This is a genomic window from Mesorhizobium sp. CNPSo 4671 (genome assembly GCF_057784245.1).
On sequence record NZ_JBWLUW010000001.1, the window covers coordinates 780,950 to 801,907 of the forward strand.

General features: G+C 60.2%; 17 protein-coding genes. 12 read left to right on the plus strand and 5 right to left on the minus strand.

Features of this window, described 5'->3' with window-relative positions:
• Positions 1–119 precede the first annotated feature (119 nt).
• Complete coding sequence (locus AC04SF_RS03530; RefSeq protein WP_488476514.1) at positions 120–1,064, plus strand: LysR family transcriptional regulator; 945 nt, start codon at positions 120–122, stop codon at positions 1,062–1,064.
• Between the two features lie 86 nt (positions 1,065–1,150).
• Here AC04SF_RS03530 and AC04SF_RS03535 read toward each other — a convergent pair whose 3' ends face one another.
• Both AC04SF_RS03535 and AC04SF_RS03540 read right to left on the minus strand, forming a co-directional pair.
• Complete coding sequence (locus tag AC04SF_RS03535) at positions 1,151–1,882, minus strand: ABC transporter ATP-binding protein (RefSeq protein ID WP_488476515.1); 732 nt, start codon at positions 1,880–1,882, stop codon at positions 1,151–1,153.
• Between the two features lie 25 nt (positions 1,883–1,907).
• Positions 1,908–2,540 (minus strand): ATP-binding cassette domain-containing protein, encoded by a 633-nt coding sequence (locus AC04SF_RS03540; RefSeq protein ID WP_488476516.1) that lies wholly within the window; start codon positions 2,538–2,540, stop codon positions 1,908–1,910.
• Positions 2,541–2,970: 430 nt separating this feature from the next.
• Between AC04SF_RS03540 and AC04SF_RS03545 the strand changes: the two genes are divergently transcribed.
• The 6 genes from AC04SF_RS03545 (at position 2,971) to AC04SF_RS03570 (ending at position 10,231) form a co-directional block, all read left to right on the plus strand.
• Entirely contained in the window at positions 2,971–4,557 is a 1,587-nt protein-coding gene (locus tag AC04SF_RS03545; protein WP_488476517.1) for a gamma-glutamyltransferase family protein, read from the plus strand.
• Positions 4,558–4,633: 76 nt separating this feature from the next.
• Positions 4,634–5,581, plus strand: a complete 948-nt coding sequence (locus AC04SF_RS03550) for an ABC transporter permease (protein WP_488476518.1) — start codon at positions 4,634–4,636, stop codon at positions 5,579–5,581.
• A 5-nt stretch (positions 5,582–5,586) separates the two neighbouring features.
• Positions 5,587–6,411, plus strand: a complete 825-nt coding sequence (locus AC04SF_RS03555) for an ABC transporter permease (protein ID WP_488476519.1) — start codon at positions 5,587–5,589, stop codon at positions 6,409–6,411.
• Positions 6,411–8,063: an ABC transporter ATP-binding protein gene (locus AC04SF_RS03560; RefSeq protein ID WP_488476520.1), complete on the plus strand. Its 1,653-nt coding sequence runs from the start codon at positions 6,411–6,413 to the stop codon at positions 8,061–8,063. The genes AC04SF_RS03555 and AC04SF_RS03560 overlap by 1 nt, the downstream gene beginning before the upstream one ends.
• A 185-nt stretch (positions 8,064–8,248) precedes the next feature.
• Positions 8,249–9,739 (plus strand): carnitine 3-dehydrogenase, encoded by a 1,491-nt coding sequence (locus tag AC04SF_RS03565; RefSeq protein ID WP_488476677.1) that lies wholly within the window; start codon positions 8,249–8,251, stop codon positions 9,737–9,739.
• 357 nt (positions 9,740–10,096) lie between these two features.
• Positions 10,097–10,231 carry an oxidoreductase C-terminal domain-containing protein gene (locus AC04SF_RS03570; protein ID WP_488476521.1) on the plus strand — a complete coding sequence of 45 codons (135 nt, stop codon included), beginning with the start codon at positions 10,097–10,099 and terminating at the stop codon, positions 10,229–10,231.
• A 323-nt stretch (positions 10,232–10,554) separates the two neighbouring features.
• Here AC04SF_RS03570 and AC04SF_RS03575 read toward each other — a convergent pair whose 3' ends face one another.
• Entirely contained in the window at positions 10,555–12,120 is a 1,566-nt protein-coding gene (locus AC04SF_RS03575) for an ABC transporter substrate-binding protein (protein ID WP_488476522.1), read from the minus strand.
• A 248-nt stretch (positions 12,121–12,368) separates the two neighbouring features.
• Here AC04SF_RS03575 and AC04SF_RS03580 point away from each other — a divergent pair, with 248 nt between their 5' ends.
• From AC04SF_RS03580 to AC04SF_RS03595, 4 genes are all read left to right on the plus strand, one after another.
• Positions 12,369–13,385: a GlxA family transcriptional regulator gene (locus AC04SF_RS03580; RefSeq protein WP_488476523.1), complete on the plus strand. Its 1,017-nt coding sequence runs from the start codon at positions 12,369–12,371 to the stop codon at positions 13,383–13,385.
• A 164-nt stretch (positions 13,386–13,549) separates the two neighbouring features.
• Positions 13,550–14,452 carry a 3-dehydrocarnitine:acetyl-CoA trimethylamine transferase BcoG gene (gene bcoG / locus AC04SF_RS03585; protein WP_488476524.1) on the plus strand — a complete coding sequence of 301 codons (903 nt, stop codon included), beginning with the start codon at positions 13,550–13,552 and terminating at the stop codon, positions 14,450–14,452.
• Positions 14,453–14,498: 46 nt separating this feature from the next.
• Entirely contained in the window at positions 14,499–16,484 is a 1,986-nt protein-coding gene (locus AC04SF_RS03590) for an acetoacetate--CoA ligase (protein ID WP_488476525.1), read from the plus strand.
• Between the two features lie 81 nt (positions 16,485–16,565).
• Complete coding sequence (locus AC04SF_RS03595; protein ID WP_488476526.1) at positions 16,566–16,700, plus strand: hypothetical protein; 135 nt, start codon at positions 16,566–16,568, stop codon at positions 16,698–16,700.
• A 436-nt stretch (positions 16,701–17,136) separates the two neighbouring features.
• Here the strand turns inward: AC04SF_RS03595 and AC04SF_RS03600 are convergent, their stop codons facing one another.
• Positions 17,137–17,385 (minus strand): conjugal transfer protein TraD, encoded by a 249-nt coding sequence (locus AC04SF_RS03600; protein ID WP_488476527.1) that lies wholly within the window; start codon positions 17,383–17,385, stop codon positions 17,137–17,139.
• Position 17,386: 1 nt separating this feature from the next.
• Complete coding sequence (locus AC04SF_RS03605) at positions 17,387–17,713, minus strand: conjugal transfer protein TraD (protein ID WP_488476528.1); 327 nt, start codon at positions 17,711–17,713, stop codon at positions 17,387–17,389.
• 172 nt (positions 17,714–17,885) lie between these two features.
• On the opposite strand from AC04SF_RS03605, the gene traA reads away from it, so the two are divergent.
• On the plus strand, positions 17,886–20,933 hold the full coding sequence (traA, locus tag AC04SF_RS03610; RefSeq protein WP_488476529.1) for a Ti-type conjugative transfer relaxase TraA: 3,048 nt from the start codon (positions 17,886–17,888) through the stop codon (positions 20,931–20,933).
• Positions 20,934–20,958 lie beyond the last annotated feature (25 nt).

The window sequence follows — 20,958 nt, forward strand, 5'->3', positions numbered from 1 at the left end:
GGATGAGAATGTCCATAACGTGCCCTAAGTGCTCCAACAGGACCAATTTCACCATAGTCTTCCCATAATGACAAATACGTATATCGTCTCATGATATGCGAGATTGATATGGGGCATTAATGCTTGGATTTCGTGAAATTGAGGCTTTTCGTGCAGTGGTCACAAGCGGCTCATTCTCGGCCGCTGCCAGGATGCTCAACACGTCGCAGCCCAACGTGACGAGGCTGATCGCAAGATTAGAAAAGGCGTTGAAATATCCGATTTTCGTGCGGAAAAGCCGGGGCGTCATACCTACAGCGGAGGGCGAAATGCTGTTTGCTGAGGTGGACATTTCCTTTCGGGGCCTTGCTGAGATCACCCAGGCGGCCCGAGAGATCGGGGAGTACAATCGCACACAACTATCAATTGGAATCGCATCAGCGACGATGATGGAGGTTCTGCCTCACGCCGTAAGACAGTGGCGGTCAAGCCACAGCACACTTTCCATATCGTTCCAGTTCCATGACTCGCAGCGAATTGTCCAATGGATCAGGGCCAAGCGGTTTCACCTGGGATTTGTGAATCCGCTCTCTGATATCAGCGATGTAGCTGTTCTGGCTCGCAGAAAAGTGAGGTATTTTTTGCTCGCCGCTCCCGAAAACAAAGCCTTGTCGGGGGATTCGCGACCAGTATCGATACGACGGCTCGGCGAAATGGACTTGATCGTGCCTGGACTGAATTACATATCGATGCACTGTAAAGACGCGAAGATGGCCGAGATCATCGGCCGTCGATCAAAGCTTGAAGGCTACTACTCGCTCACGTCGGCATATTTGGCGATGGGCGGCCTAGGCGTTGCAATTGTGGACTCTTTGACCGCGGGTTATTTTGCGAGGGCGTTTGGGGCGACCATCAGGCCGTTTGCTTCGCCGATCGAAAGCGAGATCGCCCTTATTGCACCCAATCAGTCTACACCGGACAGGGCCGCAGCGAACTTTTCAAAGCTGCTGATTGCAGCAATCGACAGCTTCTCGTACACGCTGTCGACGAACCAAGCTGTAGGCCATACCGGATCCAAGTCCTAGGGACCGTGCGTAATCCTGCCCGTCACGCCGCTCATCGACCAGTGGGTGACAGGGCTCGGCTCCTGCTTCTCAGGCTGCGAGGATCCTTACTTTCTGGACAAAAGCCCGCTTAGCCAATCAGGATCCATTTGAGGGACCGATGCCAAAAGCTTGGCTGTGTAAGGATGATGGGGCGGGGTCAATACCTCGGACCGCGAGCCACTTTGAACCACACACCCATCAGATAGGACAACTATCTGGTCGGCAATCGCCTTTACCGTATTCAGGTCGTGAGTGATGTAGATATAGGAAACGTCAAGTTCCTTTTGCAGTCGCATCAAGAGCTTAAGGATCTCCCCGGCAACGATCTGATCCAACGACGAGGTAATCTCGTCACAAATTAGAAGTTCGGGATTGACCGCAAGCGCGCGAGCTATGCAGATTCGCTGTTTTTGCCCTCCTGAGAGCTCGCCCGGCAGCCGATCGAGAAAGCGCCCGTCAAGCTCGACCATCTCCAGAAGCTCCAGTATGCGTTTGCGGCGCGCCGGACCTCGTAAGCCCATTTGGTGAGACAGCGGCCTGCCTATGATGTCACGTACACGCCGCCGCGGGTTAAGCGCGGTGTCCGGCATCTGGTATATCATCTGGATACGCCGCATCAGCTCTGTCGAGCGTTGTCGAACCGTAGGCGGCAGGGCAGAGCCGCTGAACGTTATCGTACCACGGGTAGGCGGCAGGAGCCCGGTGATGACCCTGGCGAGGGTGGACTTGCCGGAGCCGGACTCGCCGACGATGGCGACAGTGCGACCGCGGGACACTGTCAGGTCGACGTTATGCAATATCTTCGCGGCGCCATAGCCGGCGTCAACGCCATCTAGTCGCAGGTACGGCCTCAATCTGTGTCGTCACGTCAAGCCCTGTTGTTGGCTCATCGAAAATCAAAAGATCTGGATTGCATGCCATCGCCATAGCGGTCATTGCGCGCTGCAACTGACCGCCTGAGACTTGGTGCGGATAGCGGTTTCCGAAGACCTCCGGCTCGGGCAGATGCATACTCCGGATAAGCTGCACCGCCTTGCGTTGCGCGTCGTCCCGGCTGAGCAGATGATGCCAGATATGCGCTTCGGTGAATTGATCCAGCAGCGTATGGGCGGGATTGAATGAGTGTGCCGCCGATTGGGCCACATGCGCTACGCGACGACCCCATATCTTGCGAAGCTCCGCCGGCAGTTGTCGCGCAAGGTCTATGCCGTCGAACATCACGGTTCCAGAGGAGATCCGGCAGCCCGGTCTGGCATATCCCATCGCTGCAAGTCCGAGAGTTGACTTCCCTGCGCCGGACTCGCCGATCAAGCCCAAGACCTCGCCACGTTCGAGGGTCAGATCGACACCCTTGACCATCTCTTGCCAAAGGTCGCGACTTCGTCCTTGAACCCGCAACCCCCGAATTTCAGGCGCTTTGGGGTACACGTCTTGTTCCGACATATCGAAGTCCATCATACCGCCCCTATCATTACCAATACCAATCACTGTGGCTGATATGCGTGAATGATATGCCTCACTTGAGCATGGGAAGCGTATTCTAGGAACTCCCGAACAGGGGAGGTCAGTCGAGCGCTTGCGCATAAATGCCGCTATGTGGATCCAAGCTAACATGTGGCTGATGCGATCTTGCGCATCGGCATTGCCCGGCCGCCAACATCGCTGGCCAAACTCAGGACGAGGCTGATGTGGCTCGATTTGAGGCAAGGCAGGACCAGAGCTTTCCTGCGGGCCTCGACAGCCATGGAAACCTCTGCTGCAGGAAGCAGACTGCCGTTTTAGGCGCGAATGCATCCGAATTTGTCAAGTGTGCTCACGGTCTTCGAGATATCCGGGTCCAGCCCTTTTCGGATGCGGCTTCAACTCGCTCAAAGGCCAACTCGACATGCGTGATTTTCAGCTTCCGGGACGATCGACCGTCTTTGCAGAAAACGGAATGGCGGCGACGTCGCACCCTTTGGCGACTGCGACCGCTCTGAACATCCTGCGGCGAGGGGGCAATGCTGTGGATGCTGCTATTGCAGCGTCCGCGACGCTCAGTGTGGTGGAACCCCACATGACCGGCGTTGGGGGCGATTGCTTTGCAATTGTTGTCGAACCCGACGGCTCTATCCATGGACTGAACGGATCTGGCCGTGCACCGGCCGGCGCCATGCCTGAGCGATACCGCGCCATGGGCTACGAGAGGATGCCGGAGTTCGGTGCCTTGACCGTGACTGTGCCCGGGGCGGTTAAGGCTTGGGAAGCACTGTTGTTGCGGTTCGGGACAAGGTCGTTCGACGAACTGTTTTCGCCCGCGATTGGATATGCGGAACAGGGATTCCCCGTCTTCCCTAGGGTTGCACGGGACTGGGCCAATTACGTCGACGACCTCAGGCGAGACCGAGGCGCCACTCAGCACTGGCTGAGCCAGGGTGCCGCCCCAGCGGTTGGTAAACGCTTCGTCGCTCCTGCCCTGGGGAGGACGCTTGGCGCGATTTCGCGCGGCGGGGCCGATGCCTTTTACAAAGGCGAAATCGCCGAGGAAATCGCGACGACAGTGCAAGCCGGGGGCGGTTTTCTGACACAAGAGGACCTCTCGGAAGTTACGGCCGATTGGGTTACGCCGATATCCGCCGAATTCGCGGGCTATGATGTTTTCGAGATACCGCCGAACGGACAGGGAATTGCGGCGCTGATCATGATGCGCCTCATTCAATCGCTCGGCGCAGCCGATTGCTCACCTGACAGCGCCGAGCGCTTCCATATCGAAATAGAAGCCGCTCGATTGGCGTATGGCGTGCGCGACCGTTTCGTGAGCGATCCCGCGACGATGCTGGTGTCTCCCGAGACGCTGTTGTCGCAACCCTACATAGCCGCGCTCGCTAAAATGTTCGACCCAGTCCGCCGAAATGCGGCCATCTCACTGCCGCGCCTGCCAAAATCCGATACCGTCTACCTGTCGGTCGTGGATCGCGACCGACGCGCGGTATCTTTCATCAACTCTGTATATGACGGCTTTGGCTCCAGAGTGGTAACCCCGAAGGGCGGATTTGCGCTGCAGAACCGGGGGGCGTGCTTCACCCTCGAAAAGGGTCACCCAAACGAGATCGGTCCCCGCAAACGACCGATGCATACCATCATTCCAGCCATGGCAATGCGCCACGGATCTCCGGCGATCTCGTTCGGCGTCGTGGGGGGAGCGTTCCAGCCGATTGGCCAGGCCCACATCCTTTCCAACATGGCAATCTACGGCATGGATACCCAGGCAGCCTTGGATCACGGGCGCATATTTTGGGATGACACGGGCACGCTGCTGGCTGAGCGCGGCATTTCCAACAGCATCCGCCGGGGCTTGAGCGATTATGGACACGAGGTAAGCGACGCGACCGACCCCCACGGGTCGGGTCAAGCTATTGTCATTGATCGCGACAGCGGTTTTCTCATCGGCGGATCAGATCCTAGGAAGGACGGCGTGGTGCTGGGATGGTGACTATGAGTGAATTGGGGAGTGTTTGCGGCTTGCACCTCAATTGCTGCAATGATCTTACCGAGGTGGAGCACCCCCGATGATCAGACTCATAGCTCAGCGCATCGGTTTGGGCCTGCTTCTGCTTTTGGCCGTTTCGATCCTGATTTTCGCTGGCACGCAGATCCTGCCCGGCGACGTCGCACAAGCCATCCTTGGACAATCCGCGACCCCAGTTGCGCTAGCAAATTTGCGACAGCAACTTGGGCTCAACGATCCTGCCTACATCAGGTATTTCCACTGGCTTGGCGGTGTGCTGACCGGTAATCTCGGCACTTCCATGTCAAGCGGCCAGGATATCGCCACCTCGATCAAGGGGCGCTTGTGGAACACCCTGTTCCTTGCCTTCTGGGCGGCGGTCGTGGCAGTGCCGTTGGCGATTGGTCTCGGCCTGATCGCGGTGCGCTACCGCAATGGCTGGGTCGATAAGCTTATTTCGGGTTTGGCGCTCGCCTCGACGTCGTTCCCGGAATTCTTTGTCGGCTACGTTCTGGTCTATTTCTTCGCCGTCAGATGGCCGATCTTCCCTAGTATTTCAACGGTCTATGACGGCATGCCGTTCCTTGACCGATTGCAGGCGATCACGCTGCCTGCAGGGGCTCTGACAATTGTTGTCCTCGCCCACATGATGCGCATGACCCGCGCGGCGATCCTCAACGTCATGCAGTCGGCCTATGTCGAGACGGCGGAACTCAAGGGCCTTTCGGCCTTTGCGGTCATCCGCAAGCACGCCTTCCCGAACGCCATCGCGCCGATCATCAACGTCGTCATGCTCAACCTCGCCTACCTCATCGTCGGCGTCGTCGTGGTCGAAGTGATCTTCGTCTACCCCGGCATGGGCCAGTATCTGGTCGATCATGTCACCAAACGCGACGTGCCCGTGGTGCAGGCGGTCGGCCTGATCTTCGCTACCGTCTATATCAGCCTCAACATCATTGCGGACGTCACGGCAATCATCGCCAACCCGCGCCTTCGCCATCCGAAATGAGCAAGATGTACATATTGAAACGCATTCCAGTTGCAGCATGGGTCGGCTTGAGTCTGACAAGCCTTTTCCTTGTCTGTGCAGTTTTTGCACCATGGATCGCCCCGCATTCTTTGGGAGAGGTTGTAGGTGATGTGTGGGAACCGGCGTCAGGTTCGCATTGGCTGGGCACCGACAATCTGGGCCGCGATCTGTTGTCGCGCCTGATCTTCGGGGCGCGCACGACAATCTTCATTGCCTTCGTCGCGACCGGCTTGTCGTTCTCCCTGGGTTCTGTTCTGGGTTTCTCGGCGGCGGTGTTCGGCGGCTGGTTCGATACCATCCTGTCGCGCCTTGTCGATCTCCTGATGTCGATCCCCACTCTGATCATGGGGCTGGTCGTACTTTCAGTACTGCCATCCAACTTGGTGACGCTCATCCTGGTCATGGGCATTCTCGATTCGACCCGAGTCTACCGCCTTTCGCGCGCGGTTGCGGTCGACATCAACGTCATGGACTATGTCGAGGCGGCCAAACTGCGAGGCGAAGGCACACGCTGGATCATGTTCCGTGAGATCCTGCCCAACGCGCTGTCGCCGCTGGTTTCGGAACTCGGCCTGCGCTTTATCTTTGCCGTGCTGTTCCTGTCCACGCTGTCGTTTCTTGGGCTTGGCGTACAACCCCCAGCCGCAGACTGGGGTGGCATGGTCAAGGAAAACAAGGATGGCATTGTCTTTGGCATCGGCGCGGCGCTCATTCCCGCGGCCGCGATCGCCGCGCTGGCAATTTCGGTCAACCTTGTCGCCGACTGGGTGCTCAACCGCACGACGAGCCTGAAGGGAGGACGCGGCTGATGGCTGATCAGAAAAAGTCGGGCAAGCTCCTCGACATCCGCAATCTGCGCATCGAGGCGACCGTCTATCCGACGGGCGAGGCGCCGACGACGATTACGCTCGTGCACGACGTCTCGCTGACGCTGGAAAAGGGCAAGGTGCTTGGGTTGATCGGCGAATCCGGCGCCGGCAAGTCGACCATCGGCCTGTCGTCCATGGGCTATGGCCGAGGCGGCGTGCGCATCACCGGCGGCGAGGTGATCCTCAACGGCCGCGACATCCTGAAGGGCGGCAAGGAAGGTTTCCGCAAGCTGCGCGGCCGCGAGGTCTGCTATGTCGCGCAATCGGCGGCGGCGGCCTTCAACCCGGCGCACCGGCTGATGGACCAGGTGGTGGAAGCCACGCTGCTGCACGGCACGGCGACACGCGCCGAGGCCGAAAAGCGGGCCGTTGCGCTGTTCAAGAAGCTCAGCCTGCCCAATCCCGAAACCATCGGCGAACGCTTTCCGCACCAGGTCTCGGGCGGCCAGCTGCAGCGGGTGATGACGGCGATGGCGCTGTGTTCGGAACCGGACCTGATCGTCTTCGATGAGCCGACAACCGCGCTCGACGTGACGACGCAGATCGACGTGCTGGCGGCGATCAAGGACGCCATCCGCGACACCCATGTGGCGGCGCTCTACATCACCCACGACCTTGCCGTCGTCGCCCAGGTCTCCGACGAGATCATGGTGCTGCGCCACGGCCGTCTGGTCGAATGGGGCGGCACGAGGCAGATCATCAAGGAGCCGCGCCAGGAATACACTCGGGCCCTTGTTGCAGTTCATGAGATCGAGCATCAGGAAAAGCATCCAGGTACCGCACCGTTCCTCTCAGTGAAGAATGTCACCGCCGCCTATGGCGGCGGCCATGTCAAGGTGCTGAAGAACGTCTCGGTCGACATCTATCCCGGCCAGACGCTGGCCGTGGTGGGCGAATCCGGCTCCGGCAAGTCGACGCTGGCGCGCGCCATCACCGGGCTGCTGCCACCGCAGGAAGGCACCGTCACTTTCGACGGCAGGCCGCTCGCCAACAGGCTGGCCGACCGGCCGAAAGAGGATCTACGCCAGTTGCAGATGATCTACCAGATGGCCGACGTGGCGATGAACCCGCGTCAGACGGTGGGCACCATCATCGGCCGGCCGCTGGAATTCTATTTCGGCATGCGCGGCAGGGAACGCGACAAGCGCGTCGCCGAACTGCTCGACGAGATCGAAATGGGCAAGGGCTTCGTCGACCGTTATCCGGCCGAGCTTTCGGGCGGCCAGAAGCAGCGCGTCTGCATCGCCCGCTCGCTCGCCGCAAAGCCGAAGCTGATCATCTGCGACGAGGTGACCTCGGCGCTCGATCCGCTGGTGGCCAACGGCATCCTCAAGCTGCTGTTGAACCTGCAGCAGCATGAAAAGGTCGCCTATCTCTTCATCACCCACGACCTGGCGACGGTGAAGTCGATCGCCGACTCGATCGCGGTGATGTATCGCGGCGAGGTTGTGCGCTATGGCTCCAAGAGCAAGGTGCTGACGCCGCCCTTTGACGCTTATACGGACCTTCTCTTGTCGTCGGTGCCGGAGATGGAGATCGGCTGGCTGGAAAAAGCGATCAAGTGCCGGCGCATGGAGAGCGCCGGAAATTAAGGCGCTTTACTGTGACGGCTGCAACCGTCGGGAGCCGATACAGCAAAGGGTCCCTTCCTGCGATCGCCGCCAAGTCGGGCCCGCCATCGTTCGCTGAAATGTGCGCGATCTCTCGGCCGGCGCCCCAGAATCATCGGCCCGACCGAGGTGCCCGAGAATCTGAAACTCCAGAAGAGGTAATCGAAATGAGCAAGATCGCTAAAGCAGCCTGCATCGGAGGCGGCGTCATCGGCGGCGCGTGGATCGCCCGCTTCTCACTTGCCGGCATCAACGTCCATGTCTTCGACCCGCATCCCGAAGCGGCACGCATCATCGGCGAGGTGATGGCCAATGCCGAGCGCGCCTATGCCATGCTGACAACGGCGCCACTGCCGCCGAAGGGCAAGGTCGTCTTCGTCAAAAACATCAAGGAAGCTGTGGAAGGCGCTGACTGGATTCAGGAGAGCGTGCCCGAGCGACTGGAACTGAAACGCGGCGTGCTGACGGAGATCGACAAGTTCGCCGACCCGAAGGCTCTCATCGGTTCATCCACATCCGGCCTCATGCCGACTGATCTCCAGCGCGATATGAAGCACCCTGAACGCCTGTTCGTGGCGCATCCATATAACCCTGTGTACTTGCTACCGCTCGCTGAGCTCGTCGGCGGCGAGAAGACCTCGCGCGCCGTGCTCGAGGATGCCAAGGCAAAGCTCGCGCCGATCGGCATGAAGGGCGTAATCCTGAAGAAGGAGATCGAAGCCTTCGTCGGCGATCGCCTGCTGGAAGCTATCTGGCGCGAGGGTCTCTGGCTCATCAAGGACGACATCTGCGACACCGAGACGCTCGACGACATCATCCGCTATTCCTTCGGCCTGCGCTGGGCTCAGATGGGCCTCTTCGAAACCTATCGCATCGCCGGGGGCGAGGGGGGCATGCGCCACTTTCTCGCCGAGTTTGGCCCTTGCCTTGCTTGGCCCTGGACAAAGCTGACCGACGTTCCCGATCTCGACGATGGGCTGGTCGAGAAGATCGCGGCGCAATCCGATGCGCAGTCCGGCGCGCGCGGCATCCGCGATCTTGAACGCATCCGCGACGAAAACCTCGTCGGCATCATGCATGCGCTTAAGGCTAGTGACGACGGTCGAGGCTGGGGCGCCGGCAAGTTGCTCGCCGAATTCGAGGATCATCTCTGGGCAAATGCCAGCAAGGTGGAGGTGGCGATCGGCCCCGAGCCGCTTCGCCTCGTCGAGGCCAAGGTGAGCGCCGCCTGGGTCGATTACAACGGCCACATGACGGAGCACCGCTATCTCCAGCTCTTCGGCGACACGTCGGATGCACTGCTGCGGCTCATCGGCGTCGATTTCGCCTATGTGGAAGCCGGCCACAGCTATTACACGGTCGAAACCCACATCCGCAATCTCAGCGAGGCCAAGCTCGGGCAGGCGCTCTACGCTACGCTTCAGCTCCTAACTTCAGACGCCAAGCGCCTGCACTTCTTTACCCGGATCCACGATGCTGCGACGGGCGACGTGATCGCCACTGGCGAGCAGATGATGCTGCACGTTGATAGCAAAGCCGGAAGGACGGTGTCCGCGCCGGAGACTGTGCTGGCTCGACTGAAGATCATCGCGGAGGCCCATGCCGGAATTCCAGTGCCAGAGGGCGCCGGCCGCAGCGTAGGGCAGCGGAAAAGCTAGAGCGCGGGTACAGCGCCCGATATGTGGGTCAGCATAATGGAGCAAGTCGCCGGCAACTTGAAGCCGTCGGCGTAGAAGCCGGGAACCCGCGGTGGCCGCCAACAAAGGATGCAAACGCTATGAACAAAGCCGAGGGCCGAGCGCAGCTGTGATCCCGGCCACCGCGGATGCGGCAATAACACTCTCCCCGCCGCTCAATGGCCAGGCTTTGATGTTACAGAAGCTATTGTCGGTTAATCCTCTCGAATATCGGTCGGATCATAAACGTCGATGGCGTCGCGCTGGGCGAGGCACTGGAACGGGTCCCCAACGGGCACGCGCTGCCTACCGCCAGGATGCGGCAACAATCGGGGAGCCTTGGCGTCCGTCGACGCGATCAACGATGCCACCGCCTATCTGGTCGGCAGGAAGATGTTGGAATCAGGTATTCGCCCTGACATGGCGGTGCTTGCTGACTCATCCGCCGAGATGAAGCAACTGCGTCAGCCATGAGGAATACAACGAGGTGCGTGAAGATGTTGGTGCCTTAGCCGATGGCGCTTAAAGGGGTCGTCACCAAGCACACTGTTAACGGGCCTTTTGGACCGTTTAGGACCGCGAGGATGTTCGGGCAATCCGCCTCAATTTCGCAACCGACCGGAGGCCAGAAAGGGTGACTTTCCGGCGGTCAACGCCCCGGCGCCTTGCGCGGCGCAGTGTTATTTTCGGCCTGCCTCATTGTTCCGCTCTTTCGAGACGAGAGGAGGGGAATGAGCTTAGGCAGGTAAGGGGAAGAGCGGCGGCGAAGTTAGTCAGTGCCGCCGCTCCACCGCCGCTTATCCTTCGAGCCAGACTTTCTCGAAGTAGCGTCCATTCATCAGTTCATTGTTGACGTCGGGTGTATAGCCCTTGACCTTCTTGCTGACGCCATCGAGGTATTGATTGAACATCGGTATGATGGCACCGCCATCGTTTCGGATCATTTCGCTTGCCTGCTTGTACTTGGCAATGCGCGTGGGTTCGTCTTCGGTCTTGCGGGCTTCTGCGAGAAGCTGGTCGAAGGCCGGGCGCTTCCAGGCGGTGTCGTTCCATGGCGCGTCGGATTTGTATGCCAACGCCATGGCCAGATCCTGGGTGGGGCGACCGTCCCAGTAGGTGGCGCAGAAGGGTTTTTTGTTCCAGACGTCACTCCAATAACCGTCACCCGGCGAACGTACCACGTTGATTGTTATGCCGGCTTTAGCCGCGTGTTGTTGATACAGCGTTGCGGCATCCACAGCGCCCGGGAAGGCTACATCCGAGACGAACAGTTCGATCGGCCCTGAATGTCCCGATTTCTTGTAGAGGCGGCCAGCCTCTTCGGGATCGTATTTCCTTTGCTCAAGGACTGTGGCGAGCGGATAGGTGTCGTTGATCGGCGTATCATTGCCGATCGTTCCGTAGCCATGCATGATCCGCTTCACCAAATCTTCCCGATCGATCGCCAATTTCAGCGCCATGCGCAGATCGGCATTGTCAAAGGGAGCGGCGTCGCAACGCATTGCCAGGCTGTAGTGCCCGCGCCCCGGCGTCGGAACAATTGAAGCCGACGCGGAGCCTTTCAACAATCCAACCACCTTCGGGTCGATTGTGTTGATCAGATGGACCTTGCCGTTGAGCAATGCCGAGACCCGCGCAGTACCATCGTTGATCACCAGGGTCTCGATCGAGTCCACGAAGCCGACATCGGGGCGCCAGTAGTCCTTGAATTTCTTGGTCAAATATCTTGTACCGAAAACCGATTCCGAAAGAGCATAAGCGCCGGTTCCGATGCCCGAGTCGCCAGGGAGTCCTTCGGGCTGCACGACGATATGATAGTCGGTCAGCACATATGGGAAATCGATATTGGGCTCGCTGAGCGTAATGGTGATCTCATGGTCGTTCGCCGACTTGATGTCGGAAACGATCCTCATGCCAGCTGCACCACCCGACTTGGTATCCGGGCCTCGGTGACGGTTCAAACTGTAGACCACGTCTTTGGCGGTCATCGACTTGCCGTTATGGAACGTCACGCCCTTCCTGAGTTTAAGAGTCCAGGTCTGGAGATCCTTGGAGTGGTCCCAACTTTCCGCGAGCATCGGCTCGAGGCCCTTGCCGTTAGATGCCGCGTAAATCAAATGGTCCTGCAGCTGCTTGAGGACTGTTCCGGCGACCTGCGCTGCGGCAAAAGTAGGGTCGAGGCTGTCGCTGCTGGCTCCCCCCGTTAGGCCGACAACTAGGTGGCCTCCGGCGACTGGTTTTTCAGCAGCAACGGCCAGCCTTCCGGTGGCGGCTAAGGCGCCGGCGGCGCCCGCGGTAATCAGGAACGCGCGGCGGTTGAAGGATGGGCCTGCTCCAAATCTGGTTGCAGTTTCGTCGCTCATGAGATTTCCCCTGTTTTGTTCGTTGACTGTGCGCAATGTTGAAATCCACGACTGCGCGCAGTTTGCGGATAGCGCTTCCAAATCTATGAGCGAGGGCGCATGAAGGTTTTGCGATTCCGGTCGCTTATCTTACAAAAAGTGACGCCTATTTTTTGCAAAGAGGGCGCGCCACAGGCAGCGACTTGTCGCCGCTACCAGGAGCGCACCTAGCCACATGGCTTGACAATTTCGGAATGTGGTTTCGTCAAATGAGCAAACAATCGAGACCCGGGACAGTGACCTCTACCTTTCCACAGATTGACGGTGCCGAATCGCACCAAGTGACGATCCTGCTCCTGGAGCAGTTCGCCATGATTGCGTTCTCCTCGACGGTGGAACCCCTGCGAGAGGCCAACTGGGTAGCTGGTCGCCAGTATTATGCGTGGAAAGCAGTCTCTCATGACGGCAAGCCTGTTCGAGCAAGCAACGGACTGATGCTGCAGGTGGATGGATCGATAGACGATTTTCCGTTCAGCCCCGTCGTCATCGTCTGCAGCAGCTTTAACCCGCATCTCTATACGACCCCTCGGATCCTTGCCTGGCTCAGGCGGCAGGCTCGGCGAGGTTCGATGATTGGGGCTGTCGAGACCGGAGCCTATGTTCTGGCGCGCGCAGGTCTTTTGAACGGGTATCGCGCGACTATTCACTGGGAGAACGCGAACAGCTTCGCCGGCGAGTTTCCGCAGGTTCAACTTACTGACAGATTGTTCGAGGTTGATCGGCGGCGCTTTTCAGCGTCGGGAGCGTCGGCCGCAATGGACATGATGCTGACGATGATCTCGGAGCAGGTTGGCCGCAAAGTTGCTTCGGGCGTTGCGGACGAGTTCATCTACAATCGGATGCGCCGTGCAGAAGTCCCCCAGAGGATGCCCGTCTCCGATCGGCTCAACGCACGAAATCCGAGATTGCGGCGTCTGCTTCATTTTCTTGAACAGCGGATCGAGGTTAACGTCGAAGTGGGCGAGATGGCCGACTTTGAGGGTGTGTCCGAACGAGAGATTCAACGCCTGTTCAAGGCACATGTAGGCGAATCGCCGAAGGCGTATCACCGCAAACTACGGTTGCAACGCGCCCAGGACCTGCTCCGGCAAACAGACATGCCGATTTCAGAGGTTGCATCCAGCTGTGGCTTTTCGTCTTCGGCGGACTTCTCGCGCGCATATAGACGAGAGTTCGCTCGTCGTCCAACGGACGACAGCGGCGTGGCCTACCTGCTGGACGAGTGAAGCTCCCGCTCGACGTATTTTCGAGCGTCTCGCACCCTCCTCAGGGCCGAAGATCAGCAGTGAAGCAGCGCCAACATCGCGCCGAAAATGTGCAGCAATAGTCCTTTTCGGACAAGCCCATCATGCGCTTTCGGTAATATCTGGCTCCAGCAAAGGAGAAGCAGATGCCGCTGGCCATGAACCGAGAAGTCTTTATCACCTGTGCTGTCACCGGCTCCGGCGACACTGCTGGCAAGTCCCCGCATGTGCCGCGCTCGCCGAAGGAGATAGCCGCATCCGCCATTGATGCCGCGCGTGCAGGTGCAGCCATTGTTCATTGCCACGTGCGCGATCCTGAGACCGGCGCACCATCCCGTCGCAATGATCTCTACAAGGAGCTGACTGACCTCATTCGGGCGTCGGATGTCGATGTTGTGCTCAATCTGACCGCCGGTATGGGCGGCGACATGGTTTTCGGAGGAGTTGAAAACCCGCTCCCGCTGAATCCCAAAGGTACGGATATGGTCGGGGCCACGGAGAGGGTCTCACATATTGCCGAGTGTCTTCCTGAAATCTGCACGCTCGATTGCGGGACGATGAACTTCAACCTCGGCGACTATGTCATGACCAACACGCCTGGGATGCTGCGCGCGATGGCGACGAAGATGACAGCTCTTGGGGTTCTTCCTGAAATTGAGGCCTTCGACACAGGCCATCTGTGGTTTGCCAAGCAGCTTGTAGACCAAGGAATAATCAAGGATCCTGTTCTCATCCAGTTCTGCATGGGTATTCCCTGGGGGGCTCCGGACGACCTCAATACTTTGTTGGCAATGGTCAACAACGTTCCGGCCGGATGGACCTTTTCCGCCTTTTCAATCGGCCGCAATGCGCTTGCCTATCCTGCAGCCGCGGTCCTGGCGGGCGGAAACGTTCGCGTCGGTCTCGAAGATAATCTCTATGCCGGCAAGGACATGCTCGCGACAAACGCACAGCTCGTCGAGAAAGCTGCTACCGTCATTCAGGGGATGGGAGCGCGGATCATTGGACCGGATGAAGTCCGCCGGAAGCTGAAACTTACGAAACGCTAGTTGCCGTTGCGATCGCCGGTGCTCGGGCACCGGGTTCGCTCCCGTTATGCTAGGTCTTCCTGTTTCTGGCACGACGGCCATCAACGCGCCTCTGTGGACCCCGACGCAAGACCAGATCGACGCTTCGCCATTGGCGGCTTTCCTGAAGGCGGCGGAGGCGAAAGCCGGCGCTACATTCGCCTCATATGCCGAGTTGCACCGCTGGTCTGTCGAGGATCGCGAAGGGTTCTGGAGCCTGGTCTGGGACTTTTCCGGCATTGTCGGCGACAAGGGCAAGCGTGAGCTCGTCGATGGCGACAAGATGCCGGGTGCCTCCTTCTTTCCCGATGCGTCGCTGAATTTCGCCGAGAACCTGTTGAAGAAGACCGGCGCCGGCGAGGCAATCGTCTTTCGCGGCGAGGACAAGGTCGAGCGGCGGCTGTCCTGGAACCAGCTGCATGGCCTGGTCTCGCGCCTGCAGCAGCTTTTCCTGTCGCTCAAGGTCAAGAAGGGCGACCGCATTGCAGCGATGATGCCCAACATGCCCGAAGCCGTCGCCGCCATGCTGGCCGCGGCCTCGATCGGCGCTGTGTGGTCATCCTGTTCACCCGATTTCGGCGAGCAGGGCGTGCTCGACCGGTTCGGCCAGATCGAACCGATCATCTTCATCGCACCGGATGGCTACTGGTACAATGGCAAGGCGATCGAGGTCGCCGACAAGGTCGCCGCTGTCGCGGCCAAGCTCGGCAGCGTACGCAAGGTCCTGCTTGTCGATTATCTCGGCACCTCGGCCGACGTAGCCGCAACCATCGACAAGGCGGTGGCGATGGAAGAGGCGCTGGCGCCCTTCGCTGTCAAGCCGGTCAGCTTCGAACAGCTGCCGTTTTCGCACCCGCTCTACATCCTGTTTTCATCAGGAACCACCGGCATCCCCAAATGCATCGTCCATTCGGCCGGCGGGACGCTGATCCAGCATGTCAAGGAACACCGGCTGCATGCCGGCCTCGTCGACGGCGACCGCTTCTTCTACTTCACCACATGCGGCTGGATGATGTGGAACTGGCTGGTGTCGGGACTGGCTTCCGGAGTGACGCTGCTGCTCTATGACGGTTCGCCCTTCTTCCCCGACGGCACTGTGCTGTTCGACTTCGCCGATGCCGAGAAGATCACCTTCTTCGGGACCTCGGCCAAGTTCATCGATTCCGTGCGCAAGGCCGGCCTCAAGCCGATCCGCAGCCATGACCTGTCGACCGTGCGGGCGATCTCTTCCACCGGCTCTCCGCTGTCGCCCGAGGATTTCCGCTTCGTCTATGACGGCATCAAGAAGGACGTGCATCTGGCCTCGGTCTCCGGCGGCACTGACATCGTCTCCTGCTTCGTGCTTGGCGTGCCGACGCAGGCTGTCTGGACCGGCGAGATCCAGGGCCCCGGCCTCGGCCTGGCCGTCGATGTCTGGGACGACGACGGCAAGCCGATCCGGCAGGAGAAGGGCGAGCTGGTCTGCACCAGGGCGTTTCCGTCCATGCCGATCGGCTTCTGGAACGATCCCGACGGCAAGAAGTACCAGGCTGCCTATTTCGAGCGTTTCGACAATGTCTGGTGCCATGGCGACTTCGCCGAATGGACCGCGCATGGCGGCATGATCATCCATGGCCGCTCGGACGCCACGCTCAATCCGGGCGGTGTGCGCATCGGCACGGCGGAAATCTATAACCAGGTCGAACAGATGCCGGAAATCCTGGAAGCGTTGTGCATCGGCCAGGATTTCGACAATGACGTGCGCGTCGTGCTGTTCGTGCGGCTGGCCGCGGGCGTCCAGCTCGACGAGGACCTGGAAAAGCGCATCCGCGCCAAGATCCGCAGCGGCGCCAGCCCCCGCCATGTCCCGGCCAGGATCGTCGCCGTGTCGGATATTCCGCGCACCAAGTCGGGCAAGATCACCGAGCTCGCCGTGCGCGACGTCGTGCACGGCCGCGCCATCAAGAACAAGGAAGCGCTCGCCAACCCGGAAGCGCTGGAGCTGTTCCGGAACCTGCCGCAGCTTGCAGGTTAGGGTTCCTGCGATCTGTCTAACTGGCACCTCGGGCAATCGCGGTTCTAATGCTGTCTGCCTGTTTTGCACGAGGCTCGTGTATTGTGGCTTGATGCCTCCGGATACGACATTGCGCAGAGTGATGATCCCGATGGCTTCGTCGAGGCCAATCCGCACCGCAACGACTACGAACTCACCACCGACCGTGTGACCTCACGGGTGCGCAGAGCGTTCTGACCAAACTGTAGTTTGGGACTGGGCCCACCGCTATGTACGCGTCGTGCAACGATCGAACTGGCCCCGCGCTTGGGTCGTTGGATTAAGATAAGTTGTCGTCCCAGCCGGAATGCATCAGAGCGCAGCACCAAACGTACTCGGCACGGCCCGATCAATACCTTCCATCCTTCCATCAATCGCAAGCTGAGTCGGCGTCGACGTGATTGAACCTTTGAACTTGACCATCACCGGCATAAGGAAGATTCGCTAGTCGACCCGTTTGCTGGCGCGCACTCATCGACCCGTCCTCCGTTTTTATTGCTTGCGGGCGGGCTCCAGGTACTGCTGACTGTCACAAAGTCCCTACCATCCTGACGATTGGAACGCAGTCCTTCTGCTGGCACAGCGCGGCGGATGCCGTTGTTCGTTGCTGTACCGCTTCGCTCGCCGACCACTGCTATGTTCGCTGGCTCTTCTGGTCTTCACGCCACTTCGCGTCGAACGCTTGCTGACCCTTCGCAGTCCATAATTGTTGCGCGTGCCGGCCTTCATCGCTCTGGAGCTTGTCAGCGATCCAGAGGAGGACGCCGTAAATGGCAGCGCGATCGTCGTTGGTCAGTTCAACGATGCCCGCCTTGACGACGAGACCGCCGAGTTCGATCAGGTGTCGGGTGCGCTTGCGGCGCTCGACCTGCCAGGTGCGCATGTCATGCCGAGCCTGTGCCGCCTGCCGGCGATTGTGTGCTGCTCGGTTGTGCTGAAGTGCTGCGAGGGTTGCGCTGAGATGCCGGACCAGCTCGCCGGGACCGGCTCTCGAAAAACATCACCCCACGCTTAGCCCATGCCTCACGCTTTGCCGTGTCTTTCGTCTCGGCAATTGCGACCAGTGCGCCGGCCAGTTCGTCGGTGCTGAGCTGATCGGCGCCGGTCGCGATCACCAGCTCGCCAAGTTGATGCACCTTTCGCGTCTTGAGCTCGCGCGCTTTTTCTTCCAGCGCCTTCAGTTCGCTGTCGAAGTCTCGTGGTTTGCGCATGGCTGTCTCCATTGATTGTCGATGTGGCGATGATAGGCGAGCGTCCACCGCAAGGCTTCAGGGTTGCCGAGACAGCCCGGGACGGGCTGGTCCATCCCGAGATTTTTTCGAGGGAGGGCGCGCTTATACGTCGTGCCGACGTGCGCTCTGCCGTGCAAATGATCTGGTCGCGATGGCGATCTATCATCTTCACGTCAAGGTCATTCGCCGCAAGGCAGGCTCAAGCGCTGTCGCGTCGGCTGCCTACCGCTCGGCTTCGCGGCTGCGAGATGAGCGCATCGAACGCAGCCACGACTTCTCCGCCAAGCGCGGTGTCGTCCATTCCGAGGTGATGCTACCGGAGAACGCACCGGCGGCCTGGAGCGACCGCGAACGACTGTGGAACGATGTCGAGGCGTTCGAGGTCCGCAAGGATGCCCAGCTCGCCCGCGAGGTGGAATTTGCCCTGCCACGTGAACTGAGCCAGGCGCAAGGCATCGAACTGGCGCGCGACTTCGTTCAAGCCGAATTTGTCAGCAAAGGCATGGTCGCCGATCTCAATGTGCATTGGGACAGGGCAGAGGATGGCAGTCCAAAACCACATGCTCATGTCATGCTCACCATGCGGTCCGTGGATGAGAATGGCTTTGGCGCAAAGGTGCGCGACTGGAATGCTACCCAGCTGGTCGAGCGCTGGCGCGAGCGATGGGCGGATCTGGCCAATGAACGCCTGGCCGAACTCGACATCGACGCCCGCATCGATCATCGCAGTCTGGAAGCGCAGGGCATTGCGCTGGAGCCGCAAACGCAGATCGGTGCTCCAGCCCAGCGCATTGAAGGCAGCGGCCTTGACGCTGGTGACCTTGAAGCAGATCGCGCCGAGCTGCACCGCGAGATCGCGCGCAACAATGGTGCACGCATCATTGCCGATCCATCCGTGGCGCTCGATGCCATCACCCATCAGCAGTCGACCTTCACCCGAAAAGACATCGCGAAGTTCGCGCATCGGCACAGCGATGGAATTGACCAGTTCAACGATGTCATGGGAGCCATCAGCAACGCACCCGATCTGGTCGAACTCGGCAAGGACGGACGCGGCGAAGACCGTTTCACCACCCGGCAGATGATCGACACCGAACAGCGCCTTCACCGCGCGGCGGAGCGTATCGATTTGGACGAGCGACACGCGGTGAGTGAGGCACATCGCGAGGCAGCACTGGCGCGGGCTGCGCAACGCGGGCTTGTCCTTTCAGGCGAGCAGACCGATGCGCTTGCGCATATCACCGAAGGCCGCGGTCTTGGTGTCATTGTCGGCTTTGCCGGGACGGGCAAGAGCGCCATGCTGGGTGTTGCGCGCCAGGCATGGGCAGCGGCGGGCTATGAGGTTAAGGGCGCCGCACTCTCCGGCATTGCGGCCGAGAATCTGGAAAGCGGATCCGGCATCTCGTCGCGCACCATCGCCAGCATGGAACACGGCTGGGGACAGGGCCGCGATCTTCTCACCGCGCGTGATGTCCTGGTGATCGACGAAGCCGGCATGGTCGGCACGCGCCAGTTGGAGCGCGTGCTCTCCCATGCGGCGGACGTCGGCGCAAAGGTCGTGCTGGTCGGCGATCCGCAGCAGTTGCAGGCGATCGAAGCCGGCGCTGCATTCCGTTCGATCCACGAGCGCCATGGCGGCGTCGAGATCGGCCAGGTGCGCCGGCAGCGCGAGGACTGGCAGCGCGACGCCACGCGCGACCTGGCAACCGGCAGGATCGGCGCTGCGACCAGGGCCTACGACGACAGAGGCATGGTGCACCCGGCTGCGACGCGCGATGAGGCGCGCAGCGATCTGGTCGAGCGCTGGGATCGCGACAGGCAGGCACAACCAGAGGCACGCCGGATCATTCTCACACACACAAACGACGAGGTGCGCGCCCTGAACAAGGCGGCGCGCGAGCGCATGCGAGGTGCCGGCGATCTCGGCGACGAGGTTCAAGTGAATGTCGAACGAGGTGCAAGGAGCTTCGCAAGCGGCGACCGTGTCATGTTCCTGCGCAACGAGCGGGGGCTTGGCGTCAAGAACGGAAAGCTTGGCGTGATCGAAGAGGTTAATACACGTAGCATGACGGTTCTAACCGACGACGGCAGGTCGGTACACTTTGACCTGAAAGACTATTCCCACATCGACCACGGCTATGCCGCGACCGTTCACAAGGCGCAGGGCATGACTGTCGACCGGACCCATGTGCTCGCAACGCCCGGCATGGATGCACATGGCAGCTACGTCGCACTGTCGCGGCATCGCGAAACGATGGACCTGCATTACGGCAGCGATGACTTCGCGACCCAAGAACGCCTCGTCCGGACGCTGTCACGGGACCGCGCCAAGGACATGGCGTTGGATTACGAGCAGGTCGACCCGGCGCAGAGCTATGCCGAGCGGCGCGGCATCACGTTCCGCGAGCGCGTGGTCGAGATTGTGCGCCGGATCGTTCCGGAGAAGCTGCGCGACAGGATCGGCGGATTGCTGGACGGGTTGCGCTCGCCCGCAGACGGCGAGCCCTCGCAGGACCGTGGACCTGGGCCGGGAAGGGAAAATGTTGGGGCGCACATCGGAGATGCAGACCCGACGCCCGACAGAAAAACTCCCGCAACCGGCGTGCCACGCGACACGATTCTGCCGGTGGACGCGGAAGCGGCGTTGCGCAGCGCTCGTACGAAGGCGCTAGTGCGTCACGCGCGCGCTCTCGACGCGATGTCGCACAAGGCAAATGCGGATGGGCAGGGGACGCCTGAGCAGATGCGCGAGTTGAGGGATGCCCGTAGCGCTTTCGAGAAGGTGCGACCGCATGGCTGGCGCGATGCCGAAGCGGCTTATGTGAAAAATCCCGAGCTGGTTCGTGAAGCGGGTGCCGGCCGCGTCAATCGAATCGTGCTTGCTCTCCAGCTTGAAACGGAAATCCGCACCGGGATGGACATCGATCCCGGCCGCCGCGCCGACCGGTTCGTGGAACGCTGGCAAAAGCTCGATCGGACGGGACGGGAGCAATATCAGACCGGCGACATGTCCGGCTACAAGTCAACGCGTTCGGCCATGTCCGATATGGCCAAGAGCCTCGAACGAGATCCGCAGCTTGAATCCTTGCTTGCCAATCGTAAAAAGGCGCTTGGCATCCAGGTCGAATCCGGCCGGCGCCTTGGTGCGGAACTGGCATTCAGCCATGGCATCGGTAAGGGGCGGGGCCTTGGGCTCTGACACCCCTCCGATTTGCCGCCGTTCC